General features: G+C 62.6%; 30 protein-coding genes. 14 read left to right on the forward strand and 16 right to left on the reverse strand.

What is annotated here, in order from left to right; all coding sequences use genetic code 11:
- Window positions 1–5 precede the first annotated feature (5 nt).
- Both KJQ96_RS00085 and KJQ96_RS00090 read left to right on the forward strand, forming a co-directional pair.
- Complete coding sequence (locus KJQ96_RS00085) at window positions 6–296, forward strand: DUF6522 family protein (protein WP_213284693.1); 291 nt, start codon at window positions 6–8, stop codon at window positions 294–296.
- Window positions 293–973 carry a class I SAM-dependent methyltransferase gene (locus tag KJQ96_RS00090; protein ID WP_309142342.1) on the forward strand — a complete coding sequence of 227 codons (681 nt, stop codon included), beginning with the start codon at window positions 293–295 and terminating at the stop codon, window positions 971–973. Before KJQ96_RS00085 ends, KJQ96_RS00090 begins: the two co-directional genes overlap by 4 nt.
- An 85-nt stretch (window positions 974–1,058) precedes the next feature.
- Here KJQ96_RS00090 and KJQ96_RS00095 read toward each other — a convergent pair whose 3' ends face one another.
- Window positions 1,059–1,766, reverse strand: coding sequence for an SET domain-containing protein (locus KJQ96_RS00095; protein ID WP_213284694.1), 708 nt, complete (start codon window positions 1,764–1,766; stop codon window positions 1,059–1,061).
- Window positions 1,767–1,922: 156 nt separating this feature from the next.
- Between KJQ96_RS00095 and KJQ96_RS00100 the strand changes: the two genes are divergently transcribed.
- Window positions 1,923–2,525, forward strand: a complete 603-nt coding sequence (locus KJQ96_RS00100; protein ID WP_213284695.1) for a hypothetical protein — start codon at window positions 1,923–1,925, stop codon at window positions 2,523–2,525.
- A 525-nt stretch (window positions 2,526–3,050) separates the two neighbouring features.
- Here the strand turns inward: KJQ96_RS00100 and KJQ96_RS00105 are convergent.
- Window positions 3,051–3,785: a TetR/AcrR family transcriptional regulator gene (locus KJQ96_RS00105; protein ID WP_213284696.1), complete on the reverse strand. Its 735-nt coding sequence runs from the start codon at window positions 3,783–3,785 to the stop codon at window positions 3,051–3,053.
- 112 nt (window positions 3,786–3,897) lie between these two features.
- Between KJQ96_RS00105 and KJQ96_RS00110 the strand changes: the two genes are divergently transcribed.
- The 4 genes from KJQ96_RS00110 to KJQ96_RS00125 all read left to right on the forward strand — a co-directional run bounded on the left by KJQ96_RS00110 (window position 3,898) and on the right by KJQ96_RS00125 (window position 7,192).
- Window positions 3,898–5,304 carry a carotenoid oxygenase family protein gene (locus tag KJQ96_RS00110; protein ID WP_213284697.1) on the forward strand — a complete coding sequence of 469 codons (1,407 nt, stop codon included), beginning with the start codon at window positions 3,898–3,900 and terminating at the stop codon, window positions 5,302–5,304.
- Between the two features lie 288 nt (window positions 5,305–5,592).
- Window positions 5,593–6,171: a hypothetical protein gene (locus tag KJQ96_RS00115; protein WP_213284698.1), complete on the forward strand. Its 579-nt coding sequence runs from the start codon at window positions 5,593–5,595 to the stop codon at window positions 6,169–6,171.
- A gap of 42 nt (window positions 6,172–6,213) precedes the next feature.
- Window positions 6,214–6,771: an inner membrane-spanning protein YciB gene (locus tag KJQ96_RS00120; protein WP_213284699.1), complete on the forward strand. Its 558-nt coding sequence runs from the start codon at window positions 6,214–6,216 to the stop codon at window positions 6,769–6,771.
- A 124-nt stretch (window positions 6,772–6,895) separates the two neighbouring features.
- On the forward strand, window positions 6,896–7,192 hold the full coding sequence (locus KJQ96_RS00125) for a hypothetical protein (protein ID WP_028348671.1): 297 nt from the start codon (window positions 6,896–6,898) through the stop codon (window positions 7,190–7,192).
- A gap of 9 nt (window positions 7,193–7,201) precedes the next feature.
- On the opposite strand, the gene KJQ96_RS00130 is transcribed toward KJQ96_RS00125, so the two are convergent.
- From KJQ96_RS00130 to KJQ96_RS00140, 3 genes are read right to left on the reverse strand one after another with little or no spacing between them, the layout of a single operon-like run.
- Complete coding sequence (locus tag KJQ96_RS00130; protein WP_213284700.1) at window positions 7,202–7,888, reverse strand: DUF429 domain-containing protein; 687 nt, start codon at window positions 7,886–7,888, stop codon at window positions 7,202–7,204.
- Window positions 7,885–8,328 carry a MaoC family dehydratase gene (locus tag KJQ96_RS00135; protein WP_213284701.1) on the reverse strand — a complete coding sequence of 148 codons (444 nt, stop codon included), beginning with the start codon at window positions 8,326–8,328 and terminating at the stop codon, window positions 7,885–7,887. Before KJQ96_RS00135 ends, KJQ96_RS00130 begins: the two co-directional genes overlap by 4 nt.
- 38 nt (window positions 8,329–8,366) lie before the next feature.
- The gene (locus tag KJQ96_RS00140; protein ID WP_213284702.1) at window positions 8,367–10,019 is read right to left on the reverse strand and encodes a fumarate hydratase; all 1,653 of its coding nucleotides are present in this window, start codon (window positions 10,017–10,019) and stop codon (window positions 8,367–8,369) included.
- 214 nt (window positions 10,020–10,233) lie between these two features.
- Between KJQ96_RS00140 and KJQ96_RS00145 the strand changes: the two genes are divergently transcribed.
- The 5 genes from KJQ96_RS00145 to KJQ96_RS00165 all read left to right on the forward strand — a co-directional run bounded on the left by KJQ96_RS00145 (window position 10,234) and on the right by KJQ96_RS00165 (window position 12,941).
- A complete protein-coding gene (locus KJQ96_RS00145) occupies window positions 10,234–10,764 on the forward strand; it encodes a hypothetical protein (protein ID WP_213284703.1) in 531 nt (176 codons plus the stop codon).
- Between the two features lie 79 nt (window positions 10,765–10,843).
- A complete protein-coding gene (locus KJQ96_RS00150; RefSeq protein ID WP_213284704.1) occupies window positions 10,844–11,314 on the forward strand; it encodes a hypothetical protein in 471 nt (156 codons plus the stop codon).
- A 158-nt stretch (window positions 11,315–11,472) separates the two neighbouring features.
- Window positions 11,473–11,658 carry a hypothetical protein gene (locus KJQ96_RS00155; RefSeq protein ID WP_213284705.1) on the forward strand — a complete coding sequence of 62 codons (186 nt, stop codon included), beginning with the start codon at window positions 11,473–11,475 and terminating at the stop codon, window positions 11,656–11,658.
- Window positions 11,659–11,890: 232 nt separating this feature from the next.
- Window positions 11,891–12,565, forward strand: coding sequence for an isoprenylcysteine carboxylmethyltransferase family protein (locus KJQ96_RS00160; protein WP_213284706.1), 675 nt, complete (start codon window positions 11,891–11,893; stop codon window positions 12,563–12,565).
- Window positions 12,566–12,581: 16 nt separating this feature from the next.
- Window positions 12,582–12,941, forward strand: a complete 360-nt coding sequence (locus KJQ96_RS00165) for a GFA family protein (RefSeq protein WP_028348664.1) — start codon at window positions 12,582–12,584, stop codon at window positions 12,939–12,941.
- Between the two features lie 138 nt (window positions 12,942–13,079).
- Here the strand turns inward: KJQ96_RS00165 and KJQ96_RS00170 are convergent, their stop codons facing one another.
- The 11 genes from KJQ96_RS00170 to flgB all read right to left on the reverse strand — a co-directional run bounded on the left by KJQ96_RS00170 (window position 13,080) and on the right by flgB (window position 22,930).
- Window positions 13,080–13,787: a glutathione S-transferase gene (locus KJQ96_RS00170; RefSeq protein ID WP_213284707.1), complete on the reverse strand. Its 708-nt coding sequence runs from the start codon at window positions 13,785–13,787 to the stop codon at window positions 13,080–13,082.
- Window positions 13,788–14,030: 243 nt separating this feature from the next.
- Window positions 14,031–14,306, reverse strand: a complete 276-nt coding sequence (locus tag KJQ96_RS00175) for a hypothetical protein (RefSeq protein WP_213284708.1) — start codon at window positions 14,304–14,306, stop codon at window positions 14,031–14,033.
- Between the two features lie 229 nt (window positions 14,307–14,535).
- Window positions 14,536–15,180, reverse strand: a complete 645-nt coding sequence (locus KJQ96_RS00180; RefSeq protein ID WP_249733618.1) for a lectin — start codon at window positions 15,178–15,180, stop codon at window positions 14,536–14,538.
- A gap of 329 nt (window positions 15,181–15,509) precedes the next feature.
- Window positions 15,510–16,496 (reverse strand): Tim44-like domain-containing protein, encoded by a 987-nt coding sequence (locus KJQ96_RS00185; protein WP_375293124.1) that lies wholly within the window; start codon window positions 16,494–16,496, stop codon window positions 15,510–15,512.
- Window positions 16,497–16,700: 204 nt separating this feature from the next.
- Window positions 16,701–19,265 (reverse strand): cell cycle histidine kinase CckA, encoded by a 2,565-nt coding sequence (gene cckA / locus KJQ96_RS00190; protein WP_213284711.1) that lies wholly within the window; start codon window positions 19,263–19,265, stop codon window positions 16,701–16,703.
- Between the two features lie 148 nt (window positions 19,266–19,413).
- The gene (flhB, locus tag KJQ96_RS00195) at window positions 19,414–20,487 is read right to left on the reverse strand and encodes a flagellar biosynthesis protein FlhB (protein WP_213284712.1); all 1,074 of its coding nucleotides are present in this window, start codon (window positions 20,485–20,487) and stop codon (window positions 19,414–19,416) included.
- A gap of 98 nt (window positions 20,488–20,585) precedes the next feature.
- Window positions 20,586–21,356 carry a flagellar biosynthetic protein FliR gene (fliR, locus tag KJQ96_RS00200; RefSeq protein WP_213284713.1) on the reverse strand — a complete coding sequence of 257 codons (771 nt, stop codon included), beginning with the start codon at window positions 21,354–21,356 and terminating at the stop codon, window positions 20,586–20,588.
- Between the two features lie 14 nt (window positions 21,357–21,370).
- Entirely contained in the window at window positions 21,371–21,634 is a 264-nt protein-coding gene (gene fliQ / locus KJQ96_RS00205) for a flagellar biosynthesis protein FliQ (protein ID WP_057855657.1), read from the reverse strand.
- Window positions 21,635–21,739: 105 nt separating this feature from the next.
- On the reverse strand, window positions 21,740–22,051 hold the full coding sequence (gene fliE / locus KJQ96_RS00210) for a flagellar hook-basal body complex protein FliE (RefSeq protein WP_213284714.1): 312 nt from the start codon (window positions 22,049–22,051) through the stop codon (window positions 21,740–21,742).
- Between the two features lie 16 nt (window positions 22,052–22,067).
- Complete coding sequence (flgC, locus tag KJQ96_RS00215; RefSeq protein ID WP_057846814.1) at window positions 22,068–22,493, reverse strand: flagellar basal body rod protein FlgC; 426 nt, start codon at window positions 22,491–22,493, stop codon at window positions 22,068–22,070.
- 26 nt (window positions 22,494–22,519) lie between these two features.
- Complete coding sequence (gene flgB / locus KJQ96_RS00220; protein ID WP_213284715.1) at window positions 22,520–22,930, reverse strand: flagellar basal body rod protein FlgB; 411 nt, start codon at window positions 22,928–22,930, stop codon at window positions 22,520–22,522.
- Between the two features lie 436 nt (window positions 22,931–23,366).
- On the opposite strand from flgB, the gene KJQ96_RS00225 reads away from it, so the two are divergent.
- Both KJQ96_RS00225 and fliP read left to right on the forward strand, forming a co-directional pair.
- The gene (locus tag KJQ96_RS00225; protein ID WP_213284716.1) at window positions 23,367–24,395 is read left to right on the forward strand and encodes a flagellar biosynthetic protein FliO; all 1,029 of its coding nucleotides are present in this window, start codon (window positions 23,367–23,369) and stop codon (window positions 24,393–24,395) included.
- Complete coding sequence (gene fliP / locus KJQ96_RS00230) at window positions 24,392–25,147, forward strand: flagellar type III secretion system pore protein FliP (RefSeq protein WP_213284717.1); 756 nt, start codon at window positions 24,392–24,394, stop codon at window positions 25,145–25,147. Before KJQ96_RS00225 ends, fliP begins: the two co-directional genes overlap by 4 nt.
- Window positions 25,148–25,353 lie beyond the last annotated feature (206 nt).

A 25,353-nucleotide genomic window follows, 5' to 3' on the forward strand; every position in this document is an offset into this window, starting at 1 on the left:
TGAACATGAAACCGATCGAGTTCGAGAATGGCATCGTGCAGATCGATGCGTCCATCATCGCCGAAGGCCTCGGCCTCGCGCCGTCCCTGCTGCAGGAGGAGATGCGCGCGGGCAGGATCACGAGCCTTGCCGAGCGCGGGGTCGATGCCGATTCCGGCCGGCACCGCCTGACTTTCTTCTCCGAGCACCGGCGTTTTCGCGTCGTAGTCGACGAAACAGGCACTATCCTTCAACAATCGGCGGTCGACTTCGGCGATTCGCCGTTGCCGAAATCGGTGCGCAAGCCTGGCAGGTGAACCGCCGCACGCTCAGAAAGCTGTGCAGGAAACAGATGACATCAGCACAAGTCAGCGGCACGGAAGGATATGCCAGCGAAGCGGAACAGTTGTTCCAGCGCTACGAAAGCATTCCGGCGGCTGAAAATCACCGCCATGTCCTGCATCTGATACCCAAAGCCCCGGCCCGCGTGCTCGATATCGGTTCAGGAACTGGACGGGACGCGGCCTGGCTCGCAAGCTTCGGACATCGTGTTATCGCCGTAGAGCCTACCGATGCCCTGCGTATCCCCGCGATGGCGCTGCATCCCTCTCCGCTGATCGAATGGCTCGACGACAGCCTGCCCGACCTGGTCCGCCTGCGGGCACGCGACGAGACGTTTGATCTCGTGATGCTGACCGCGGTGTGGATGCATCTCGACCAGACCCAGCGTCAATATGCGATGCCGAATCTGGCCTCGCTGATTGGGTCAGGCGGCACTATCACTATGACGATCCGGCATGGGCCCGTGCCGCCCGCGCGGCGGATGTTTGAAATCCCCGCCGAGGAGACTATCGGGCTCGCGCAGGCGCACGGCTTGCGCTGTGTCTTGAATGTGGCTTCTGGATCCCACCAGGAGAGAAATCTCGCCGCCGGCATCACCTGGACAAACTTGGCGTTCGTGAAGGCAGATGCTTCGGGATCATTTTCGCGTTAGCTAAGTGAGCCCCGGCGCCTCCTGAAGAAGCGCGTCGAAACGAAGGGCAAGAGCCTTGCTCCGATTCAATCCGCGCAAAGCAGCCCTATGCCTGGAGGGTCGGCGCCGGCGCGGAAACCGGCTGTTTCCTGGCAGCCGATTTCTTGCCGGACGCTCTGACACGGCTGTTGACGTTCAGTGATGACCCATTCAGTGACATGCCATTGGCCGAATGGCCGTTCAGCTTGAGCTTCTTCTTCGACTTCCGCTCAGCCTTCGCCTTCAATTTATCCTTCAGCTTCGCGTCGGCCTTGGCCAACTTTTCCGCCTGCTTCAGCGCCTTCCGCTCGGCCTTCGCCTTCAGCCGCGCTCTCTCGGCGCGCGCTTCGGCGCGCTTCTTTGCGCGCTTCTTCTCGCAGGCTGCGCATTTGCAGCCGATCGGCTTCAGATAGGCTTTGAAGTAATCGGTACCGTAATCGTAGTTGATCTCCTCGCCCGGCTCGATGTTCTTGATAGCGCGGATGAACACCTTGCGTTTACGGGGTTTGACATCGGACTCCGCGTTTGGCCTGCAGGAATGGTTGATATAGCGGGCGATGTTCTTGCGCACCGAGCCGTCGATGGTCCAGCGGTTGTTCAGTTCGAACAAATATTTATTCTCGATCGCGTCTTCTTCTTTCTTCTTCGAATCAAGAAGCGGCCCGAAATAGCGGATAATCTTAGTGCCCTTCTTGATCGGCTTGGTGGCGAAAAGGCCAAGTCCGGTGCGAGAGCGGCCGACGCGATAGGGTTTATTCGAAGGAATGGAGGGCATGACGATTGGATAACTGCGCGCTCGAAAAACGAGGAATTGAAGCCGCCCTTCTAGGACGATTCCAACCGAATGTCAGGTATTTCGCGGCGTTTCCGTGAACCTTCCCCAGATTGCGCATGTCTGATCTTCGAGGTTCCAGAGCAAATGAGTGGCAGGATGAAACGTTCCCCACAATTGATCGCATTGGCCGCAGCCCTGTTGCCCGGTCTGATGTCGCCGGCGAACGCCCAAACTTTCAGCAGCAGCTACACATCGACCGCTCCAAAGGACTGCCAAACGGTCGGCAAGCCCGAATCCGAGGGCAGCACGACGCAGGTCTGCCCCGGCAAATCGGGGTTGGTGGTACTGATCAGCGAGGGCGATCTGCGTGAAACCGTCTCAGTGGGGCGAAACCGCGAGGTCGCCGCCAAGGAGCCGGCCGCGGAGGCCTGGTTCGGCCCCTTCAATTCGACCGGCCACACCGTAGAATGGCGGGCGGTCGATGGCAGGCCGTTCGCGATCATTCAGCGCTGGCTGATCGCCGATAACAATGACCTGGACCAGACCGGAAGCCCGATCACGAAACCGATGCTCGCGGTGACGCGGCTGCCGCCCGGGCCGGTCTGCCACGTCGCCCATATCGACGGCCAGGCCAACCGCAATGCCAACGAGCTCGCGCGCCAGGCCGCGGACGAATTTGCGCGTGATTTCAAGTGCGGCAAGGACGAAGTGAAGGTGATTGGCGAGCGCGGCCGCGCGGTGGAATTGGCAAAGCGGTGATGGTAGACGCAGTCTGGCACTTTCTTGCCGCATTAACGTCAAAGCTTCAGGCTTGAGTGCTTGAACCTTGTCAAACCTAATTATTTCACGGCATTACCCGGGGCAGCGATGCACATAAAACTCTTGGCACTCCTCATCGCCGGCATCGCCCTCTCCGGCTGCTGCGCCTCCGGAACTGGCTGCTCGACGCAGACCGCGGGCGCGCCGATTGCCTGGGACGGGTTGGGTGAACCGCCGACCGCAGATGGCGAACAAGCCGGGGTGGCCAAGCCAAAGCGGAGGACGGCGCGCAACAGCGAGATCATTCTGGGCCCGCTGAACGAAGCGTCTTCCAGGGACAGGTCAACCGGATCGGACGCCAGAGCGCGCTACGACGATTGGACACGGCAGCCCAACGAAGACGCGGAAGCCGACGCAAGGCTCGCACGGCAAACCAAGATTTGCAGAGGTTGCTGAGCGGGACGCCAGCCGCAACTGCAGCGCAGCTTCATCCCGCCTGCGAACTCCCGCAGAGCGGCCGCCGTCTTATGCCCCCGGCGGTCGTGGCACTGTCGAACGCAGCATTGCATCCAGAAGCTGATCGACGCCGGTCCCCTCGGGCAGCCGATGCAGGATGTCCTTGAGCCTTCCATCAAGCAGCAGCGTGGTGAAGCCGTGCACCAGCGACCACGCGCGCGCAATCGCGGCAGCATGGTCGAGCGACAAAGTCTCCAGCGCTTCGCCGGTGAGCTTTTCGTTACGGCTGAGGCTCACCGCGGTGGCCAGTCCCTCGAAGGAGGCGGTCGCCGCCTCGTGCAGCGAGGGCCGTGTCATGTCGAGCCGCTCGGTACGGAACATCAGCCCGTACATGCCGGGGCGCGCCTGCGCATAGGCGACATAGGCCTTGGCGCGCGCTAACGCCTTCATGAGCGGGAGCGTTTCGGTGTTGCTCGCCGCGATCATCGCCTCGTTGAAGCGCCGAAATCCGATGGCCGCAAGTTCGCTCAGGAGCCCGGTGAGATCGCCGAAATGATGGGTCGGTGCCGCATGCGACACGCCGGCCTCGCGCGCAACCGCCCGCAGCGTCAGGCCCGACAGCCCGTCGCGTTCCAGCACCCGCTCCGCCGCGGCGAGCAAGGCGTCGTGCAGATCGCCGTGATGATAAGGCGTCTCGCCGGCCGGACGACGCCGCCGGCTGGCCGGCCTTTCGGCTACAGTCTTCGCGGGCCTGCGCTTCGCGGCCGGGCGGTTCGTTTTGGTTGCTCTCGATAATCTTGCCATGCGAATCGTTATAACCACAATTTTTACACTGTAAAGATTTTGCTTGACGACCATTGGCGGCGCGCCTACTGATATCTTTACGATGTAAAGATGTAACCGGAGGAAACGTGTGATGCTCGACCAATTGGCGACAACCAATGCGACGGGGGACAATCTGGCGCCGATCCCGATGGAATGCGACGCGGCACATCTCAAGGTATCAGGCGAATTGCCGCGCGAGCTCAACGGCACTCTGTATCGCAACGGCCCCAACCCGCAATTCGACGCGCCCGACGCCCACTGGTTCGTCGGCGACGGCATGCTCCACGCCTTCCATCTGGAGAACGGCCGCGCCAGCTATCGCAATCGCTGGGTCCGCACCCCGAAATGGCTGGCCGAGCACGACGCCGGCCGTGCGCTGTTCGGCGGCTTCGGCCGCAGGCTGCCGGGTACGCCTGCCTCGGTTACGCAAGACGGCGGCGTCGCCAATACCAACATCATCTTTCATGGCGGCCGCCTGCTGGCCCTTGAGGAAGGCCATTTGCCGACCGAGATCGAGCCTGGCACCCTCAACCGGCTCGGCTATTGCGATTATGGCAGAGGCATCTCTGGACCGTTCACGGCGCATCCCAAGATCGATCCCGTTACCGGCGAGATGGTGTTCTTCGGCTACAACGCCGCAGGCCCCCTCACCCCCGCCCTCTCCTTCGGCTCCGTCAATGCCGCCGGCGTAGTAACGCGCTTTGATCGCTTCGAGGCCCCCTATGCGAGCATGGTGCACGACTTCATCGTCACCAAAAATCATCTGCTGTTTCCGATCCTGCCGCTCACCGGCAGCATCGAGCGCGCCATGACTGGCCGGCCGCCCTATGCTTGGGAGCCGGACAAGGGCGCCTATGTCGGCGTCATGAAGCGCGACGGCTCCGCCAAGGACATCGTCTGGTTTCGCGCCGAGTGCTGCTACGTTTTTCACGTCATGAACGCGTGGGAGGACGGCGACCGCATCATTGCCGACGTCATGCAGTACGAGGAGCCGCCGTTGTTCACCCATCCCGACGGCACGCCCACCAATCCCGCCAAGTCGCGCGCCCGGCTGTGCCGCTGGACCTTCGATCTCGCAGGCAATACCGATCGCTTCACGCAAACCTGGCTCGACGACATTACCGGCGAATTCCCCCGCGTCTGCGATCGAAGCGTCGGTTCAGCCAACCGGCATGGATGGTACGCCTGCGCCAATCCCGACCTGCCGACTTCAGCCGGATTGTCGGGCTTGGTACATGTCGACGGCAATGGATCGCGGCTTGGCCAGTACCTGCTGCCCGCCGGCGATACGATCTCGGAAGCAGTGTTCGTTCCACGCGGCGATGACGCCAGCGAGGGTGACGGCTGGCTGATGTCGGTGGTCTGGCGAGCCCGCGAAAACCGCAGCGACCTCGCGGTATTCAATGCCACCGATGTCGACGCCGGACCGGTGGCACTGGTGAAGCTCGGACATCGTGTCCCCGACGGCATCCACGGCAATTGGGTTGCCGCGGCCTAAGCGCGCTATAGCCTCCGCGATGCCAGGGCGCGACGTTGTCGCGCCCTGCGTTGCAAGCGTCGGCCGAATCGGCGGCATCACGATCACGCTCGTTTTGCTACTCGCCTGTGCCCTCATGTTTCTCTCGGTCGCGACATTGGGCGCCTGAAGCGCCCGCAAACCGTTGCAAAGACAATCACATATCGTCGCGTCGTCAAATTTAGACACTGTAAAGATTTTTCTTGACGGCCCCGACGCCCAACCCTACGGTATCTTTACGATGTAAAGATTAGCTTCCTAGAGGCCGTCATGACCATCTTCCTAGTCCTCGCCCCGTTCGGCTCGTTCGCCCTGCTGATGCTGGTGACCTCGGCCGAGATCAGCCTCTTCGTTGCGGCCGCAATCTGCCTTGCCGTCATCGGCATCGACTTTTATCGCGGCCGCTCGGTCAAGATGCTCGGCGCGGGCTCGGTCGTCGTATTTGCCGCGCTCGGCGCATACATCTCCTTGGTCGATCCGAACCTCAGCCATTCGGCCGTCAAGCTGACGGTAGACGTCGGCGTGCTCGCGATCTCGCTGGTTTCGCTAATCATCCGCAAGCCGTTCGTCCTGCAATATGCACTTGAGGAGGTCGATGCCGAAACGGCCAAGCAGCCCGGTTTTCTGAAAACCGTCTACCTCATCACCTGGGCCTGGAACGCCGCGTTTGTCCTGATGATTATCGGCAACGTGCTGCCGATCTATGTCCCGGGTCTGCCGCTCTGGTCGGGACTTGCGATCGCGTTCGCCGCCCGCAACAGCGCCCTCTACTTCACGGCATGGTATCCGCAATATCGCAAGGCGAAGCATGGTAAGCCGCCTGCAAACGCCCTTCCCGGGATCAACTGAAGCAGACTTCCAACCGAAACACGATCAGCAGAGAGCAAGACGATGAAGGACGTATTCGCCAGACTGGGCGCCGATTTTTTCTCCACCATCCTGTTCATCGCGATCTACCTGACGACTGACAACGTGCTGCTGGCGACTGCCGTCGCGATCGCTGGCGCAATTGCGCAGGTGATCTACTCCCGCATCAAGGGCAAGGAACTCGGCTACATGACATGGGCCAGCCTTGGGCTCGTCATCGTGCTCGGCAGCGCGACGCTTCTGACCCGCGACCCACGCTTCGTGTTGGCGAAACCCGCAATTGGGCATTTCGCGATCGGCGTCATCATGCTCAAGCGCGGCTGGATGTTGCGCTACATGCCCTCCATCGTGACCCAGACCATTCCCGAATATGTCACTTTCGCGGGTTACGCTTGGGCCGCACTGTGCTTCACACTCGCCGCCGGCACGATCGGTATCGCGATGACCGGCGACATGAAGCTGTGGACGTTCTATGTGACCGTGGTGCTGGTCGGCGCCAAGATTGCCGTCTTTGCAATTCAATACGTCGCGTTTCGTATTTTGGTCGGCAGCCGGCTTCGCACCGCCGCCCAGCAAGCCTGAAAATACGCGTCAAAAGGCGCTTGAGACGATTGGGCTTGTGTGGCGAGATAGGCTATACCGCGCTCGAGTTTAGCGGATCTCGCAGGCCATTTCGGCTTGCCGTGGAAATGTCGGGGAGACAAAGATGGCCGTGGACGGAAACTGGAATATCACCATGAGCACGCCGATGGGCGAGCGCAAGGCAACGCTGTCGCTGCAAAGCGCGGGCGGCGCGCTGACGGGCACGCAAGGCGCGGACGGCAATTCCGGCGAAATTTTTGACGGCACCGTCGACGGCGATGACGTCGCCTGGAAGATCTCCATCACCAACCCGATGCCGCTCACGCTTGCCTTCACCGGCAAGGTTTCCGGCGACACCATGTCCGGCGAAATGGGCATTGGCCCGATGGGCAGCTTCCCGTTCACGGGGTCGCGGGCGTAGGTTCTCCCCCTAAAACCAGATCCGCATCGGCAAGCCGTGCGCATCAACGGGCGGCGCCCCCTCGGGGAGGCTGCCCGCAGGCTCGCGGGCCGCAATCGCAACCGCGCAGGCATCCAGCACATCGTCAGGCTTTGCACCGCCACGTTCATCGGTCAGCCAGCGATCGATCTGCCGAAAGCCTGATTGCTTGAGCAGCGCGCGGCGCAGCGCAACTCCCCCGGCGGATTTCTTCGACGGCAAGGGCTCGTTGTCGTTCAATCGCAGAAACACCAGTTCGGGATGCACCTCGCGAATATCGCGAGATGGATTCGCGCGCACGAACGCGTCGACCTCCATGATCTTCGCACCCAGATGCCAGAGCTGGCGGGACACCCGCTTCTGCCCGCGCCGCTGCGCCTCCCGGTTGGCATCATTGGGATCGCTGAACTCGGACCACAGCCAGCGGCGAGCGCCGGCAAAGACGCGCGACGCGTGCGGCCGCAATTTTGCGCGAGCCAGCAGGTCGCAGCAGCGTTCGCCGTGATCGCTCATCCCGATCGGGATATCGATCCCCGCTCTGTCGCAAGAACGCGACAGCGCGTCCGTGATGTCGCGATGAAAAGAGATTTCCTGCACGTCACCGTCGAGGAGAACGGCGACCCAGCCTTTGCTGAACCCGTCGAGGCCAAGCGCCCTGCAGCCCGACCTCTTGCTCACCTCGGCCGGCGGGGCACGATTGCAATCGGATTGAAGGTATAGACCGCTTCGCCATGCTGGTTGTAGGCGGTCCACTCGACCCGGGCGATGCCTTGCGGCTTCGTGCGCGACGCTGCCAATTCCACCACCTCCCCTTCGAGAAAAATGGTGTCGCCGGGCCGCACCGGCTTCAGCCAGCGCAGATCGTCGACGCCGGCGCCGAACAGCGGATGCGGCCCGAACGGGCGCGCGCTCGCGGCGAGCCGCATGGCGATCGCCGCCGTCTGCCATCCGGAAGCGGCGAGGCCCCCGAGAATGGACTTCTTGGCCGCCTCCTCATCGAGATGAAACGGCTGCGGATCGTACTCTTTGGCGAAGCGGATGATGTCCTCCTTCGACACCGTCGCCGCCTCACTCTTGAAGCGCATCCCAATCTTCAGGTCGTCGAACCACTCGATCATCGCGTCCTCGCTCACATTTCACGCTGAACGCGAAGAGGTTAGCCCAAATTCAATTCCTTGAAGAAGTCGTTGCCCTTGTCGTCGATGATGATGAAGGCCGGGAAATCCACCACTTCGATGCGCCAGATCGCTTCCATGCCGAGTTCGGGATATTCCACCACCTCGACCTTCTTGATGCAGTGCTCGGCGAGATTTGCCGCAGCTCCGCCGATCGAACCGAGATAGAAACCGCCGTGCTTCTTGCAGGCCTCGCGCACCGCGACCGCGCGGTTGCCCTTGGCGACCATCACCATCGAACCGCCCGCCGCCTGGAACTGGTCGACGAAGGAATCCATCCGTCCCGCTGTGGTCGGGCCGAACGCGCCGTGCGGGTAACCGTCCGGCGTCTTGGCGGGGCCGGCGTAATACACCGGATGGTTCTTGAAATAGTCCGGCAGCGGCTCACCCTTCTCCAGCCGCTCGCGCAATTTGGCGTGCGCGGAATCGCGCGCGACGATCATGGTGCCGGTCATCGAGACCCGCGTCTTGATCGGATAATTCGACAGCGTCGCCAAAATCTCCTTCATCGGCTGGTTGAGGTCGATCTTGACGACCTCGCCGCCGAGCGACTGCTCGACCGCGGGCAGATACTGCGCCGGGTTGTGCTCGAGCTCCTCGAGGTAGACGCCATCCTTGGTGATCTTGCCGAGCACCTGGCGGTCGGCCGAACAGGAGACGCCGAGCCCGATCGGGAGCGAGGCGCCGTGGCGCGGCATCCGGATCACGCGCACGTCGTGGCAGAAATATTTGCCGCCGAACTGCGCGCCGACGCCGAGCGACTGCGTCATCTTCAGGATTTCCTGCTCCATTTCGATATCGCGGAACGCGTTGCCGTCGGCCGAGCCGTGCGTCGGCAGCGCATCGAGATAGCGCGCGGACGCGAGCTTCACCGTCTTCATGCACAGCTCGGCCGAGGTACCGCCGATGACGATGGCGAGGTGATACGGCGGACAGGCCGCGGTGCCGAGCGTGAGCACCTTCTCCTTCAGAAACGCCAGCAGACGATCTTTGGTCAGAACGGAGGGCGTCGCCTGAAACAGAAAGCTCTTGTTGGCGGAACCGCCACCCTTGGCCATGAACATGAACTTGTAGGCATCGTCACCCTCGGCGTAGATCTCGCACTGCGCCGGCATGTTGTTGGCGGTGTTCTTTTCCTCATACATCGACAAGGGAGCCACCTGCGAATAGCGCAGGTTGCGGCGCAAGTAAGCGTCACGCGCACCTTCCGAGAGCGCCGCCTCGTCGTCGCCATCAGTGATGACGTTGCAGCCCTTCTTGCCCATGATGATCGCGGTGCCTGTATCCTGGCACATCGGCAGCACGCCGCCGGCGGCGATGTTGGCGTTCTTCAGGAAGTCGAAGGCGACGAACTTGTCGTTGTCGCTGGCCTCCTTGTCTTCCAGTATCGAGCGGAGCTGCTTCAGGTGGCCGGGCCGCAGATAGTGGTTGATATCGCCGAAGGCAGCCTCCGACAGCGCCCGCAGCGCCTCGCGCGACACCACCAGCATGTCCTTGCCGAGCACCTTCTCGACCCGCACGCCCTCGGTCGTGATCTTCTTGTAGGGCGTGGTGTCCGGCCCTAGCGGAAACAGCGGCGTATGCTTGTAGGGCGGAACGGGTTTCTGGTCGGGAAAAGCGGTCGGGGCGTTCATGCTGGTATCTCGGGGTTGGAGCCGGCGGCAGCCAGAGCGGCGCCGCGACGATAGACCCGTTCTAAGCATTTTTCGACCAAAAGGAAGGTTCTGCCGGCCCGGCAGACGAGGCCGAAGCTGGGCAATTTTCGGCCGCCAATCGGCGATTGAACCGTTCCCAGCCATCTCCAGACAAACCGAGACTTTCGATACTCCCCAACCGATTGCGATGGTAATGAACTCCGCCACCACAGTGCCCGACACGGCTTCCGTTCCGATCCGTCCCCCGCGGCTGCTTGGGCTGTATCTGTTTCTTATCATCATTGCCGCGATCGAAGCTTTCGACGGGCTCTCGCACGCGCCGGTCCTGTTCGGCGACATGTCGCAAGTTCCTAGCCCTGGCGTCGGCGGTGCGATCATCAAGACGTATATTGCAAGCCATCCGGTGCTGGCGTTGGCGGCGCTGGGGTTTGCAACCATCGGAAGGCTGCGTTACGCCATCCTCGCGCTTGGCGCGCTCGTGCTCATGACCTGGCTGAATTTCATGCCCTCAGTGGTGCGGCACGGCTTGGATTTCCGTGGCGTCTCCGCCTTCGAGACGCCGGTCCGAATCATCGCGTTTCCGCTGATGGCCGCCTGCGCTATCGCGCTTGCCGCACGCGGCGAGCGGCTGGGACTGGCCACTATGCTGGTCAGCATTCCAACGCTGTACGGCGTGGCCTCGGTGATCGCCTTCGGCATCGGCATTTTCCTCTACGGGTTCTGACACTCGCAAGATCGGATTGACTTCCGCCCGCGCTCCTTGCAGGAAATCCGGGCTTCAATGGTGCATGGGGGCATTCATAATGGCTTTGGGACCACACCTTCGACGACCGATCCTGCTTGCCGCGGCGCTGGTCGCCACGGCCGCTGCATCGCCGGCGCAGGCCGACCGCTGCGACGATATCGCCAAGGAATTGAAGAACCAGATCGACGGCCTCAAGATCAGCGTCAATACCGGCAACATGATCTATCTGACGCATCCGGCGGCGAAGGAGCTGTCGCTCGGCTGCCGCGGCCGCAATTACTCCAACGAGCTCTACGCCAAGACGGACCGCAAGCCGAAGCCGCAATTCTTCGAGCTGGTCGCCTCCGCCGGCGCCATCATTTTCACGATTCCGAAGCCCGACGTTGCGACCGGCTCCTCGCGCTGCATCAAGCGCATGGGCATCCTGCGCGGCGACAAGGTTTCCATGCGCTTCCGCCGGCTCAACATGGAATGCACGCGCACCAAGACCGAAGCCTCGATCGCGGTGACCCGCGGCAAGGACGAATAGCGCGGCGCTCCCGATCCGTTGCATTCTAACAATTCCGCGAGCCGTCTGTTCACCATTGAACGGGATTGACGGCATTGGCGCGGGATTGCCGGGCCGGATTCACCAACCGTTCGTTTCAACCCGGCCAGTGTAGGAGGCCAGCCAAAAGGATGCTTCCGATGAGTGTTTCTGCTGTCCCCGCAACGGTGGTGGTCAGACCGCCCGAAGTCCCCGTGTTCAAGGCTCCCGACAAGACCCCCGACGTGCAGAACGGCGCTGCCGCCGACGGCACCCGCACGCCGCAGCCGACGCTGGTCGCCCCCCTACCGCCGGGTCAGGGAACGCGGATCGACCAACTGGCTTGAGCCAATCATCCGGTTTTCGTCACCCGCCAACGGGTCGGCGCGTAGCGCCGCCCGATGACAGGCTCCAGCGGGTGAACCAGTATTCCAGACACGTCGCCTTGAGCCGATAGGCCGCGGCGTACTGGATGGGTATGACAGGCGAAGGAAGCGGGTACCCTTCCTCACCTCAGCGCCGCAAGTTTGCCGAAAAAATGCGCGATCCTGTTGCGCGTGGGGCCAACGGAGCCCGCGCATGATCGCAAAACTTCTGCTGCAGAACACAATCGTCGTCGTCGGCATGGGCGCGCTATTGTTCGCCGCGGCCGGTTCGCTGGACTGGCCGGGGGCGTGGGTGATGTTGATCGTCAGCGCGATCCTCGGCCCTGCCTGCGGATTGTGGCTTGCCAAGACCGATCCGGCGCTGCTCGCCGAGCGCATGCGGCCAAAATTTCAGGCCGAACAGCCCACCGCCGACAAGATATTCATGCTGGTATTTGTCGCGACGCTGCTGATGTGGCTCGTCGCGATCGGCCTCGACCGGCGGGCCGATGCCTCCGATGTTCCGCTGCTGCTGCAGGCGCTCGGCCTTGCGATGTTCTTGCTCTCGATCGCGTTCATCATGTGGGTGTTCCGCGAAAATTCGTTCGCCGCTCCGGTCGTGAAGGTGCAGGCAGCGCGCCACCAACGCGTGATCTCGAGCGGACCCTACGCCTTCATCCGCCATCCCATGTACAGCGCTGTCATGCTGTACTTCATCGGAATACCGCTGCTCCTCGGATCGTGGTGGGGTGTGGCGTTCGCGCCGGTATTCGCCGTGCTGTTCGCCATTCGCGCCCGCATCGAGGAGCGCGCATTGGTCGAAGGGCTTCCCGGCTATGCTGACTACGCCGCCCGCGTGCGCTATCGTCTGGTGCCTGGAATTTGGTGAGGAGGATGACGGAGAGATGCCCGACAGCAAGACCTATACCGGCGGCTGCCATTGCGGGCAGGTACGCTTCGAATGCACCACCGATCTGGCGATGGTGACCGCCTGCAACTGCTCGATCTGCACCAAGAAGGGGCTGCATTTCACCTTCCTCGACCCGAAGAGTTTTCATCTCCGTGCCGGCGAGGAAAATCTGAAAGAGTATCTGTTCAACAAGCATGCGATCCACCACCAGCTCTGCGTCGATTGCGGCGTCGACGTCTTCGCACGCGGCAAGAAGCCCGACGGCACTGACGTGGTGGCGGTCAATGTGAGCTGCTTCGACGGCATCGAGCTGTCGAAGTTGAAGATGACACCGGTGGATGGCAGGAACATGTGACGGCGGAGCGGTCATTGCGGGGCGGTGCGTAGCATCGAACTATGGGGCGCCCTTGCGCCCCTGAGAATCTAGGGCTTCCCCGATGCGCAATTGCGCATCTGAGGTCTGGTGCTAGCGCACCATCCCGGAACGACGGCTTCAACCATCCAGCACCTTGTACCTCCGGAAAATCCCGTCCTCGTTGAATTCAATCCTTCGATCGCTCGCCAGATACGCCTTGATGTTCGGCCTCGCTGCCACCCTGTCGCGAAGCTCGATCAAGCCGGGAATCTCCGGTTCAAATGCCTTCATCCGGTTCGGAAATGCATAGCGAAGGCCTTCGACAATCTGAAACAGCGACAGGTCGACATAGGTCAGGCGGCGGCCGGTGACATATGTCCCGCCATTGGCCTGCAGCAGATCTTCGAAATAGCCGAGATATTTCGGCACGCGCGCCTTCCAGAACTCATCGGTGCGTTTCTTCGCCGGGGCCTTCTGCTCCTCGTAGTAGAGCGAGGGACCAAGCGGATGGTGGGTGTCGTGAACTTCCAGCACCAGATCCGCAATCGTGAGCTGCAGTTGGTGCACCCATAATCTGCCGGCTTCCGTCTTCGGCGCCAGCCCATGCCGTGATCCGAGATAGAGCAGGATGTTGGCCGTCTGCCCGATCACGAGCTTCCCGGCTTTCAGGAACGGCGGCGCGAAAGGCGGCGTTCCCTTCCCGACTTCCATCATGCGCGTCATCGCCGCCATGCCGTTGCCGTGGCGCGCCACGTCGGTATAGCCGGCACCCGCCTCTTCCAGCGCGAGACGCACATATTCGCCGCGGCCCTGAATGGTCGGCCAGTAATAAAGCTCGTAATGCATCGAAGGCGCCTCCTAGATCCGGATTGACAGGCCCAACAAATCATCCCGCCATTCGTTCGTCACGCCAGACGCTGCGGAACTGGACTGGACAGGAATGCTTTCGAGAGCGGCGCAATTAAAACGCCGCCTCTGGGGCGGCCTTGATAACTTGAAAATTAACGGGCTTCAGCGCCGAGCGCCCGGGAAATTTGTCGACCCGAGCGCCGCCCTCCTCGTCAGGTACCGGATCGGCCGCAAATGGCTTCAATCATCATCATCGTCACGGTGCCAGCGGCGCACAGGGCCGTAGCCTTCGCGAACGCCGTAGCGCTTGTATGTCGGTCGTCCGCGATCAGCGTCGATGCGGACGCTGCGCCGCTGATAAAATGTCCGTCCGCGGCCGTCGTCGGTAGTGATTGTGTCGACGCGGGTGTGCACGCCATTCGACGAGTTAGAGCTGGAGTTCGACGATGTGTTGCCAGCCAGCGCCAGCTGCGTTGCCAAGACGGTAAAAGCCAACGCGACAAGGACTCGTTTCATTCAAGGCCTCCGGATTCCGATTGGCAACTCGTCAAACACTCTGGAGTTCCGCGATCGACAGCCGGACTGCACGAGCAAGAAAATAGGTTGCACGGGTTCCGTGACATCGAGAGGGCAGGAAGCATATCGATGTTGCGGAACTGTCATTGGACGCACGTTCGTGCGAAGGACTTCGATTGGTCGATTCTGTTTGTGTCACTCGCCGGGCGAGCGCAAGACCGACCGCCCGTCAATTCGCCGCGAAGCAATAGAACAGCCCGTCGCCGCCGGTGCTCTTCAGGTCGGCCTGCGAACAGCCGCCATCGGGCCCGCGCGAGGGATGCGACGAATTCCAGGATTTCGAGGCGTCGTCGTCGCGCAGTCCCACGCGATCGGAATGTCCGACCATGGCTGCGCCTTGCGTCGAACTCGTCCAGTTCCTGCAGGTGCGATCTTCGCCGGCGGTAAATGCGGTGCCATCCGGCTGCGATCCCGTCAGCACGTCGTGGCGATTGGGCGTATCGCCGCGGCCATTGATGACCTCGCCTTTTTCGCTCAAGGCGGTCTGCTTGGTGAGGCCGTTGGCGGCGTGCAGTTCGGCGACATCCTTGGCAATCACAGTGCCCTTGGCGTTCTGCCACGGTCCCTTGCCGATACGGTCGCGCGCGTTCACCGCGGGCGCACCGTCGGCGCCTTGCGTTGAGAGATAGCCGCGCCAGGTCTTGCCACCGGCACCGGCGGCCTGCGCCAGCGTCTGGCAATGATTGTCGGCGCCGGCAAGTCCGCCGAGATTGCCGCCATTGCCGATGCCGTTGCTGGTCACGAAGAAGCTGGTATTGGCGGATTGCGCAGGCGCAGGCGCTGCAGGGATGACCCACATAACGGCAACCGTCATGCAGGTCTGCGCAACGATGCTGGCAAGATTCTTCATCTGGGTTTCTCCCTGTGGCTTTTCGTTCGATGTCATGAACCCGCTGCGATAGCGAATATTCCGGCGCGAGCATCGTGAAAGGAATGAGATCGGAAGTCGTATCGCCCGGACGCGGCGCGGCACGAAGTGACGAGACGCAGAGCCGGGACCCAAAAGTTGCGCGAGGTCCCGGCTCTGCGGTGCAACGTGAAGAACGTCGCACCGCGTCCAGGACACACAATCAGCTTCGCCAGGACAAAGAAAAAGGCGCTGCGGAACAAACCGCAGCGCCTTCTTCGGTGTGGTGCAGGCGATCAGCTCGTCTGCTGGATCGCCGAGAGTTCCCAGTCGCCGCCGCGGCGGCGGGCGAAGGTCCAGACTTCGGTGGCCTCGATCGGGGTTTCGCTGCCCGCGACCAAACGGCCGGTGGTGCGCTCAAGGGTCTTGTCGACCAGCGAGAACCGCATCGCCACGCTGGCGTAGTCGGTTTCGCCTTCGCGCCAGGCTTCCGCGAGGTCACCCTGCAAGAGCTTGACGTCGGACACCTTGTTGACGTCGTTGCGGGCCTTGTTCTCCTCGAGATCCTTGGAGAAGTAGGACACCATCTCGGGCGTCGCCAGCGTATGCAGTTTGGCGACATCCTCGTTCGACCAGGCGGCCTGAACCTCGCCGAGCAGCCGCTCGAAGGCTTCATAGTCGGCCGGCTGGATTTCCAGCGCCGGCTGGCTCGAACCCAGCCCAAAGCCACCCAGTCCGGAGCGGAAGCTGGTCTGGGCACCGGGACCTTCAGCAGGCCCACTGGCGGCAGGCCCGTTGGCATAGGCGGACGCCGGCGTATGGCGGCGCTGCCACCACGACATCGCCAGACGCACCACGATCACGATCAGCGCGATCTGCAGCAGCAGGCCGATGATCGAGGACAGGCCGCCGAGGCCGGAGAACAATCCGCCGCCGAACAGCATGCCGAGCAGGCCGGCGCCGAGGAAGCCAGCGGCAAGGCCGCCGAGCATGCCCATGCCGGGCCGGTTGAAGAAGCCGCCCTTGTTGGCTGCGCCCGCGGCCGGATTGCCCGCTGCGGGGGTGCCCGGCTGGGTAAAGGTGCGGTTCATGGGTTGCGCCGTACCCGGAGCGGTGGTCGTGCTCGGGGGCGCCGAATAGGTCTTGGATCCCCGCGAACCGGAGCTGCCGCCGCCGCCAACGCGAGCGTCAGCCGCATCGATTGTGATCGCCAGGGGAACCGCCACGGACAGGACAATGGCCATCGCCCGTACAATTCCGCGCGCAGTCTGCGTGAAATTCATGTCTTTTTCCTCTTTCCCCGACATGGGGAAGTGCCCCTAAGATGGGCAGACCGGCCCAAAAGTGAAGCCGCTATAGGGACGCATGGCTGCGGCCCTCGGTCGCGGGGATGTGACGATAAAGCCGAAAAGGCTCACGCCGGTTTGACGAACGGGCGCCCAAGATCGCTCAAAGCCGCCTGGAAAGCGTGAACCGGTGAGCCAACCTCACGACGCCGTCATCGTCTCCTTGACCTTCTCGACCAGCGCGGAAAGCGCAAACGGCTTTGGCAGGAAAGCGAATTGTTCGTTCTCCGGCAAGCTCTTGTCGAAAGCCTCTTCAGCGTAACCTGAGACGAAGATGATCTTCAAATTCGGATTGCGCTTGCGCATTTCGCGCAGCAGCGTCGGACCGTCCATTTCCGGCATCACGACGTCGGAAACGACCAGATCCACCGCTCCGTCCTTTTCGTCCAGCGCCTCCATCGCCTCTATGCCGTTAGAGGCCTCGATCACGCTGTAGCCGCGCGAACGCAGGCCGCGCGCATTCAGCGATCGCAAGCCGTCCTCGTCTTCCACCAGCAGGATGGTGCCCTGCCCGGTCAGGTCGGGCCGCGGCTTCGGCGGCTCGGCCGCCCCTTCCCTGGCCGCCCCAGTGGCGGCGGGCGCCTCCGGCTGCGCTTCCAGCTCGGGACGATGACGCGGCAGGAAGATGCGGAACGTGGTGCCTTCGCCAGGCGTGGAGTCGACATAGACGAAGCCCCCGGTCTGCTTGACGATGCCGTACACCGTGGAGAGACCGAGCCCAGTGCCCTTCCCGACCTCCTTGGTCGAGAAGAACGGCTCGAAGATCTTGTCGACGATATCGGCCGGGATTCCGGTGCCGGTATCGGAAATGTCAATCCGCACGTAATCGGCGGCCGGCATGCCCTTGTGCGAAAGCTGCGCAGCTTCGTCCACCGTCACGTTGGCGGTCCTTACCGTCAGTTTGCCGCCATCAGGCATCGCATCGCGCGCATTGACCGCGAGATTGACGACCACCTGTTCGAACTGCGAGACGTCGACCTTGACCGGCCAGAGATCGCGACCGTGCACGAGATCGAGCTTGACCTTCTCGCCGATCAGGCGGCGCAGCAGCATGGTGAGGTCGGAAAGCGCATCGCCGAGGTCGAGCACCTGCGGCCGCAACGTCTGGCGGCGCGAGAACGCAAGCAGTTGCCGCACCAGCGTCGCCGCGCGTGTCGCGTTCTGCTTGATCTGCATGATGTCCTGGAACGACGGATCGGTCGGCTTATGCGCGTTCAAGAGGAAATCGTTCGCCATCATGATGGCTGACAGCACGTTGTTGAAGTCGTGCGCGATGCCGCCGGCGAGCTGGCCGACCATGTCCATCTTCTGCGACTGATTGATCTGGTTTTCCAGCGTGCGGCGCTCGGTGGTCTCGAGCAGATAGACGATGGCGGCTTCGGTATCGCGCTCGTCCTCCTCGACCGCGGTGACGAAGAACTGGCCCCAGCGTTCCCTGGCGCCGTCGAGCATGGCCTCGACGGGTGCGATGTCGCCCTGCCCTTCGGCCGCCTGGTTGATCGCCGCGATCAAAAGGCCGCGGTCGCGTGCATTCACAGTGCGGAAGATCGACTTGTTGGCGGCGCCGTCCGAGCTCAGGCTTTGCGCGAGCTTGGCGAAGCGGGCGTTGGCGCGCACCACCGTGCCGCCGCGATCGACGGTCGCTATCGCCATCGGCGTATGATCGAAGAACCGCATGAAGCGGACTTCGGCGGCACGTTCGGGGTCGGAATGCTCGTCGCGCGTGCGGCTGATCACGAGCGTGCGCGACGAACCCGGCGAGCCGTCGGCGCCGAAGGCGAGCTTGTGGTAGAGCCGCACCGGCATAGTCTTGCCGCCGCGCATGCGCAGGTCGATATCGAACACCTCGGTTTTGACCTCGCCGGGTACCGCTACGATCGAGGTCAGGAGCGAGGCGCCATCGCCGGAGACGATATCGGTCAGCTTCAACCCGCCGGATCCAATCTCGGCGAGATCGTAATCGAGCCAGTTCGCCAGCGTGGCGTTGACATAGATGACGTCGCCGGCCGGATCGACCGAAAAGAAGCCGCATGGCGCATGATCGAGATATTCGATCGCGTGCTGCAGTTCCCGGAACACATCTTCCTGACGCTCGCGGTCCCGCGTGATGTCGGCGATCGACCACACCGCGTATTTTGCTTCGCGCTTGCTCTGGCCAAGCGGACGAACCCGCATCCGGAGCCAGCGGCCCTGCGCGCCGTCAGAGCCGGCGATGCGGACCTCCTCCTGCTGCCGCTTGCCTTCACGGGCGGCCTTGAGCAGGCGGAACACGGCTTCGGAGACGTCGGGATTGCCGATGAAGACGCGCTCGACCGGCCGCACGTCCTGCGCGGTGGCAGCTCCGGTCAGCGCCAGATAGGCGGCGTTGGAATAGACCACATGGCCTTTGGGGTCGGTCACCGCCAGCCCGTCATAGGCATGATCGGCGATGCGGCCCATCACCGGATCGTCGGCCCCGCGGTCGGTGAAGCGAATGATACCGGCGGCAAAGGCGAACAGATTGAACAGGCCGACCATGGCCAAAAGGGCCAGCACGCCGAGAATATAAGGCTGAGCCTGGGCGCGGCCGATGGTCATCAGAGCCACCGCCACCGCGATGATGCCGGCGGCCACCAGCAATACCAGCACGATGCTACCGCCCCGCCGCGCCGGCTCGTGGGCCGCGAAGGGCTCGGTGGGCGGATGGCTGTCGGTTTCGGCGGTCATCTGAAGAGGCACTGCCCGTCGGCAAGGAGGTGACGCGCAGGGTCGCGCGCCGCTCCTGAGTGCCTGAATCGGACCTGCAAGCGCAAGTCCATCAGGCGGTTATTTGACAGGTTGAAGGCATTTCAAGGCTTTTTTCCAGCGGTTCCCCTCACATTCCTCGGTTAGCAAACCCGTTCTTGAGGCGCATGACATAGCCGATGATCTCGGCCACCGCGTGATAGTGCTCGACCGGAATCTCCTCGTCGATATCGACGGTGGCATAAAGCGCACGCGCCAACGGCACATTCTCCACGATCGGTATGTCGTGCTTCTTGGCGATCTCCCGGATCTTGAGCGCGATGTTGTCGACGCCCTTGGCGACGCAGACTGGTGCCGACATGCCGCGATCGTAGGACAGCGCCACCGAATAGTGGGTCGGGTTGGTGATGATCACGCTGGCGTTGGGCACGGCGGCCATCATGCGCTTCTTCATGCGCTGCTGGCGCAACTGCCGGATCTTGCCCTTGATGTGGGGGTCGCCTTCGGACTGCTTGAACTCGTCCTTGATCTCCTGCAGCGACATCTTCTGGCGCTCGAACCACTGCCGGTACTGGAAGAAGTAATCGGCGATCGCGACTGCCGCCAGCATCGCCACCACTGCGCCCATCAACTGCAGCGTCAGATTGGTGGTGACGCCGAGGATCGCCGAAGGGTCGAACATCATGAACGATTCCAGGCGATCGCGCTCGGGCCACAGCACGGCCATCATGACGGCGCCGAGCGCGATCAGCTTGAACAGGCCCTTGGCGAAATTCGCCACCGCCTGCTTGCCGAAGATGCGTTTCAGTCCCGCGCCGGGCGATACCTTGCTGAATTTCGGTTTGAGCGATTCCGACGACCACACCAGCCGATGCTGGATCATGTTGCCGGCGATCGCGGCAAGCGCCAGCATCAGCAGCGGCACGCCGATCGCGCCGAGCACGGCGTAACCCAGCGTGTTGCCGAGCGCGAGCAGCGCCGCGCCGTCGGCGCGAAGCTGGCCCGCATTGGCGATCAGGTTGCGCAACGGCATCAGAATGCCGCCGCCGATCGATCCCGCGAACGTCGATAATATCAGCGTGCCGCCTGCGATGATGAACCAGGTGTTGACCTCCTGGCTCTTGGCAACGTCGCCCTTGGCCAGCGCATCGTCGAGACGTTTTTGCGTAGGGTCTTCTGTTTTGTCGTCGGTATCGTCGGCCATCGCGGCGTCCTAGCATTTTGTTTGAGCATGATCTCCGCGCAAACGCGTTCCGCGTTTGTCGCGAGGGAAAACCGGCCCCCACTTTTCCGGACCATGCTCTATTTCAGCGGCGTCAATTCGTGCATCACGCCGATGAAGTAGTTGAGATAAGTCGCCATCATTCCGGTGAGGACAAGGGCGAAGATCAGAAAGCCCACCATGATCGACAGCGGCACGCCGACGAAATAGACCTGCATCGCCGGCATCAGCCGCGCCAGCACGCCGAGGCCGATATTGAAGACGAGACCGAACACCAGGAACGGCGCGGAGAGCTGTATGCCGATCTTGAAGGCGGTCGCGAAGGCGCGCGTGGCAAGCGCCGCCACGTCACCGCTCGGCATCAGCTCGCCCGGCGAGAAGATCCGGTAGCTCTCGTTCAGCGCCGCAATAACGAGGTGATGGGTATCGGTCGCAAACAGCAGCGTCACGCCGAGAATGGAGAGGAAGTTGCCGATCAGCACGCCCTGCTGCCCTTGCGTCGGATCGACGGCGGTGACGAAGCCGAGACCGAGTTGCTGGGCGATTACCGAGCCTGCCACCGCAAGCGCCGCCAGCGTCACGCGCGCCGTGGCGCCGAGCACGATGCCGATGGCGATCTCGTGCACAAGCAGCACCCCGATCGCCGTCATCGAGGTCAGGTCGACCTGGTAAGCAGTGCGGTGCAGCGGCAGGATGATCAATGTCAACAGCAATGCAATGCCGAGCTTGACGCGCACCGGGATATTGCTCTCGCCCAACCCCGGCAACAGCATCACCATGGCCCCCACGCGGGCGAACACCAGCATGAAGGTGGCGGCAAGGGCCGGCAGCAGCGATATGTCGACGCGCATTTATTCACAATGCATCAACCGCCTATGATTCGCGACGATATCCGCATCATGTGACTGTGCATCGAATCGGCCATGAACGGCAGGGCAAGCAGCAGCGTGACAAAGATTGCGAGGATCTTCGGCACGAAGATCAGCGTCTGTTCCTGAATCTGCGTCAGCGCCTGGAACAGCGACACCACGACGCCCACCACCAGGCCAATCACCATCAAGGGCGACGACACCACCACGATGGTCCAGATCGCATCGCGCGCCACGTCGAGGGTTTCGGCACCGGTCATTGTCGTTTCTCGCTCTTCACTTGCTACGTCGTTCCGGGGCGATGCGAAGCATCGAACTACCTCGAGATTCCGGGTTCGCTCCGCGCCCCGGAATGACAGCATCAATCAGATCGGCATCTTCATGATGTCTTCGTAGGACTGAATCACCCGGTCGCGCACCGATACCAGCGTCGAGACGGCGACGTCGGTCTCCGCCACCGCGGTCACCACGTCCATGACGTTGGCTTTGCCCGCGGTCATCGCCATGGTCTGGGCGTCTGACTTCTTGCCGGCATCCAGCACGCTTCCCACCGCGTCCTTGAGCAGCGCGCTGAAGGACGGGCCGCCGGTGGATTGGCCGCCCTTCTCGGCGCCGCCGGTTTCCATGATGCGTGAAAGCGCGGCGTAGGCGTTTGCTGCAACGGTCGGTGAAGCCATTTTCTATAGTTCCTGTTCAGGCCTTGAGGATGTCGAGGGTGCGTTGAATCATGCGGCGTGTGGCGCTGATGATGTTGAGGTTGGCTTCATAGGACCGCTGCGCCTCGCGCATATCGGTCATTTCGACCAGCGGATTGACGTTCGGATATTTGACGTTGCCGGCCGCGTCCGCCGCCGGATTGCTCGGTTCGTGCTTGACGCGAAACGCCGACTGGTCAGCTCTGACCTTGCCGAGCGTCACCACGCGGGCGTCGAGCGTGCGGTCGAGCGCCGAGGAAAATGTCGGCACCTTGCGGCGATAGGGATCGCCGCCGGCCGATGGCGCGGTGGATTCCGCATTGGCGATGTTTTCCGAGATCACCCGCATCCGCCCCGCCTGCGCGCGCAGGCCGGAGGTGGCGATACTCATCGAGCGGGCGAAATCGCTTCCATCATCTGCCATGATCCGGTTCTCCTAATCGCGCCGCGTCAGCGCTTTCCGATGGCGGTTTTGAGCAGGCCGAGGCTGCGGCTGTAGAGCGAAGTGGCGGCCGCGTAATCCATCTGGTTGGCCGAGACCTTCAGCATCTGGTCTTCCAGATTGACCGAGTTGCCGGCAGGCTTGGTCAAGAAGCCGCTCCTGCCGCCGTCCCCTCTGAAGCTCTGGAGGCCGCCGGAGACGCCGATGTGGGTGGCACTGGTGCGCAGCATGGCGAGCGAGCCCATCGCGCCGCCGATGTCTGTGCCCTTGTTGTCGAATTTCGGCTCGACCAAGTCGCTCGGCCTGTAATTCGGGGTGTTTGCGTTGGATACGTTTTCGGCGAGCACCCGCTGGCGTTCCTGGTGCCACTGCATCTTGGTGCGCAGCGCCGACAGGATCGGAAGATCGTTGATGGCCATCGAGCCGTTCCCCGTTAACCTCTGGCAGACGCCGCGAGGTAGGCAGAATTTGCCCGGTGTATGGTTAACGGCTGGTTAAAATCACGCCTGGCGGCCGGTGGACGTCGGCCAATGCCCGCTGCTGGCGACGAAACGAGCGCATTTTCGCCACGAAAACTGCGTTAACCAGCAGCAACCAACCCGGCGTGGGGCGCTCAGAAGTCGTTTTGGGTCAAACGATTCTTGGTCTATTAATTAACCCGGATGGCGGCGCTCGCCGTGGGGATTAAGAAATAAGGCTGATCTCAGGCATGATTCGCCGGATGCGGATCGCTCAGGGCATGATCCGGCAAACGGGAACCGCTTTCCCAAAGGGAACATGCTCGGACAGGAATACCTAAGACCGCACTCGTCGAAGCCAGCAGCAAGAGAACGGCCCGTGGCCGGGGACTAAAGAATGCAGACACTGACATTCCTCTTCGCATTCATCGCCGTTCTGGCGCTGATCGGCGTGGCCGCATGGCTGGTCCGTCGCTTCGCCAACAACCGGCTTGGCGCCAACACCCAGCGCGGGCGGATGCCGCGGCTTGCCGTGATCGACGCCGCCGCCGTGGATGGTCGCCGGCGCCTCGTGCTGGTACGGCGCGACAATGTCGAGCATCTCCTGATGATCGGCGGTCCGAGCGACATTGTGGTCGAACCCAACATCGTGCGCGCAATGCCCAATCGCGATCAGATGGCGCCGCGCCCGGCGGTCGGCGAGCAGGCGCCGCGGATTGCCCCGCTGCCCGATGCCGCCTGGAGCGAGGAAGCGGCGAGAGCCGATTTGCGACCGACGGACGGCTTCGATCACCACGTCGAACCGCAAATGCCGGAGCCGCCGCCGCGCCCCGCACGCCCCTCTTTCGCAGACGATCTCCGCCGGCCCGCGCCGCCGCCGGAGCGTCGCAGCGATCCATTGACGGGCTTTGCGCCGGAATCGATCACCGGTCGTCCCGAAGCGGCCCCGCCGCGCCTCACCCGCAACGAACCGCTGATGCCGCGGCCGCAGCGTGAATTGCCCAAGGCACCGCCGGTGGTCCGTGAGGCGCCACCAGTTCGTGAGGCACCGTCGGTCCGTGAGGCAGCGTCGGTCCGCGAGGCACCGACAGGCCGTGAGGCGCCGCCTGTCCGCGAGGTACCTGCCGTTCGCGAGGCACCGGTTCGAGCGCCCGAACGCGCCGCGGCACCGCCGCCTCCGCCGCCTCCTCCACCTTCCGCACCCTCGAGCGCCGACCAGAATCTCGCCGAGATGGCGCAGCGGCTGGAAGCCGCCCTGCGCCGGCCGGCCGAACCGGTGGCGCCACCGGTAGCGCCGGAAACGCCGCCTGCCCGTACCTCCCGCAGCGAACCCCCCGCTCCCACACCCGCTCCGCAGAAGAGCGGCTTCGAGAATCTCGAAGATGAGATGGCATCATTGCTGGGCCGTCCGAAGAACCCTTCGTGAGGCCGGCGACTTCTCCGCGTAGAGTTTTATTTTTCTTAATCCTGACCATCGCCGGATCGCTCGCCGATCCGGCGATGGCGCAGGACATCAGCATCAATCTCGGCCAGGGCGGCGGCGGGGTGACCGAGCGCGCGATCCAGTTGATCGCGCTGTTGACGGTGCTGTCGATCGCGCCGTCGATCCTGATCATGATGACGTCGTTCACACGGATCGTCGTCGTGCTGTCGCTGCTGCGCACGGCGCTGGGCACCGCGACCGCCCCGCCCAACTCCGTGATCATTGCGCTTGCGCTGTTCCTGACCGCGTTCGTGATGGGGCCTGTGCTGCAGAAGTCCTACGACGAGGGCATCAAGCCCCTGGTCGCCAATGAACTCGGCGTCGAAGAAGCGCTGCAAAAGGCCTCTGTGCCGCTGCGCGGCTTCATGCAGAGGAATGTCCGCGAAAAGGATCTGAAGCTGTTCGTGGATCTCTCCGGCGAGCCGCCGCCGGCGACGCCGGAAGACCTGTCGCTGCGGATTCTGGTCCCGGCCTTCATGATCTCCGAACTGAAACGCGCCTTTGAGATCGGCTTCCTGCTGTTCCTCCCCTTCCTGATTATCGATCTGGTGGTCGCATCAGTCCTGATGTCGATGGGTATGATGATGCTGCCACCCGTCGTGGTGTCGCTGCCGTTTAAGTTGATCTTCTTCGTGCTGGTGGACGGCTGGTCGCTGGTGGCAGGAAGCCTGGTGCAGAGCTACGGTGGGAGTTAGCGGCCGATTTCTGCCGGTTCCGCGCGCAATAGGTCAACATTACTTACGTATTTGCAGCGGAGTTTCACAGGTAATTTAAGGTGAGATTAGTTCCTTCATGCACAATGGATGCCACGAACTGACTTACCAAACGCATCACCGGATTAGAGATGGCAGGCCAGCCGATCGGCGACATGGACGTCGAATACGCCACGACGATTGCCGAC

This window comes from Bradyrhizobium sp. sGM-13 (assembly GCF_018398875.1).
Taxonomy (GTDB): Bacteria; Pseudomonadota; Alphaproteobacteria; order Rhizobiales; family Xanthobacteraceae; genus Bradyrhizobium.

Excerpts from the sequence above, each read along its gene's own strand:
- KJQ96_RS00085 (WP_213284693.1), top strand. The coding sequence starts at position 6 with ATGAAACCGATCGAGTTCGAGAATGGCATCGTGCAGATCGATGCGTCC.
- KJQ96_RS00095 (WP_213284694.1), bottom strand. The coding sequence starts at position 1,766 with ATGCCCTCCATTCCTTCGAATAAACCCTATCGCGTCGGCCGCTCTCGC.
- KJQ96_RS00100 (WP_213284695.1), top strand. The coding sequence starts at position 1,923 with ATGAAACGTTCCCCACAATTGATCGCATTGGCCGCAGCCCTGTTGCCC.
- KJQ96_RS00105 (WP_213284696.1), bottom strand. The coding sequence starts at position 3,785 with ATGGCAAGATTATCGAGAGCAACCAAAACGAACCGCCCGGCCGCGAAG.
- KJQ96_RS00110 (WP_213284697.1), top strand. The coding sequence starts at position 3,898 with ATGCTCGACCAATTGGCGACAACCAATGCGACGGGGGACAATCTGGCG.
- KJQ96_RS00115 (WP_213284698.1), top strand. The coding sequence starts at position 5,593 with ATGACCATCTTCCTAGTCCTCGCCCCGTTCGGCTCGTTCGCCCTGCTG.
- KJQ96_RS00120 (WP_213284699.1), top strand. The coding sequence starts at position 6,214 with ATGAAGGACGTATTCGCCAGACTGGGCGCCGATTTTTTCTCCACCATC.
- KJQ96_RS00125 (WP_028348671.1), top strand. The coding sequence starts at position 6,896 with ATGGCCGTGGACGGAAACTGGAATATCACCATGAGCACGCCGATGGGC.
- KJQ96_RS00135 (WP_213284701.1), bottom strand. The coding sequence starts at position 8,328 with ATGATCGAGTGGTTCGACGACCTGAAGATTGGGATGCGCTTCAAGAGT.
- KJQ96_RS00140 (WP_213284702.1), bottom strand. The coding sequence starts at position 10,019 with ATGAACGCCCCGACCGCTTTTCCCGACCAGAAACCCGTTCCGCCCTAC.
- KJQ96_RS00145 (WP_213284703.1), top strand. The coding sequence starts at position 10,234 with ATGAACTCCGCCACCACAGTGCCCGACACGGCTTCCGTTCCGATCCGT.
- KJQ96_RS00150 (WP_213284704.1), top strand. The coding sequence starts at position 10,844 with ATGGCTTTGGGACCACACCTTCGACGACCGATCCTGCTTGCCGCGGCG.
- KJQ96_RS00155 (WP_213284705.1), top strand. The coding sequence starts at position 11,473 with ATGAGTGTTTCTGCTGTCCCCGCAACGGTGGTGGTCAGACCGCCCGAA.
- KJQ96_RS00160 (WP_213284706.1), top strand. The coding sequence starts at position 11,891 with ATGATCGCAAAACTTCTGCTGCAGAACACAATCGTCGTCGTCGGCATG.
- KJQ96_RS00165 (WP_028348664.1), top strand. The coding sequence starts at position 12,582 with ATGCCCGACAGCAAGACCTATACCGGCGGCTGCCATTGCGGGCAGGTA.
- KJQ96_RS00170 (WP_213284707.1), bottom strand. The coding sequence starts at position 13,787 with ATGCATTACGAGCTTTATTACTGGCCGACCATTCAGGGCCGCGGCGAA.
- KJQ96_RS00175 (WP_213284708.1), bottom strand. The coding sequence starts at position 14,306 with ATGAAACGAGTCCTTGTCGCGTTGGCTTTTACCGTCTTGGCAACGCAG.
- KJQ96_RS00180 (WP_249733618.1), bottom strand. The coding sequence starts at position 15,180 with ATGACGGTTGCCGTTATGTGGGTCATCCCTGCAGCGCCTGCGCCTGCG.
- KJQ96_RS00185 (WP_375293124.1), bottom strand. The coding sequence starts at position 16,496 with ATGAATTTCACGCAGACTGCGCGCGGAATTGTACGGGCGATGGCCATT.
- cckA (WP_213284711.1), bottom strand. The coding sequence starts at position 19,265 with ATGACCGCCGAAACCGACAGCCATCCGCCCACCGAGCCCTTCGCGGCC.
- flhB (WP_213284712.1), bottom strand. The coding sequence starts at position 20,487 with ATGGCCGACGATACCGACGACAAAACAGAAGACCCTACGCAAAAACGT.
- fliR (WP_213284713.1), bottom strand. The coding sequence starts at position 21,356 with ATGCGCGTCGACATATCGCTGCTGCCGGCCCTTGCCGCCACCTTCATG.
- fliQ (WP_057855657.1), bottom strand. The coding sequence starts at position 21,634 with ATGACCGGTGCCGAAACCCTCGACGTGGCGCGCGATGCGATCTGGACC.
- fliE (WP_213284714.1), bottom strand. The coding sequence starts at position 22,051 with ATGGCTTCACCGACCGTTGCAGCAAACGCCTACGCCGCGCTTTCACGC.
- flgC (WP_057846814.1), bottom strand. The coding sequence starts at position 22,493 with ATGGCAGATGATGGAAGCGATTTCGCCCGCTCGATGAGTATCGCCACC.
- flgB (WP_213284715.1), bottom strand. The coding sequence starts at position 22,930 with ATGGCCATCAACGATCTTCCGATCCTGTCGGCGCTGCGCACCAAGATG.
- KJQ96_RS00225 (WP_213284716.1), top strand. The coding sequence starts at position 23,367 with ATGCAGACACTGACATTCCTCTTCGCATTCATCGCCGTTCTGGCGCTG.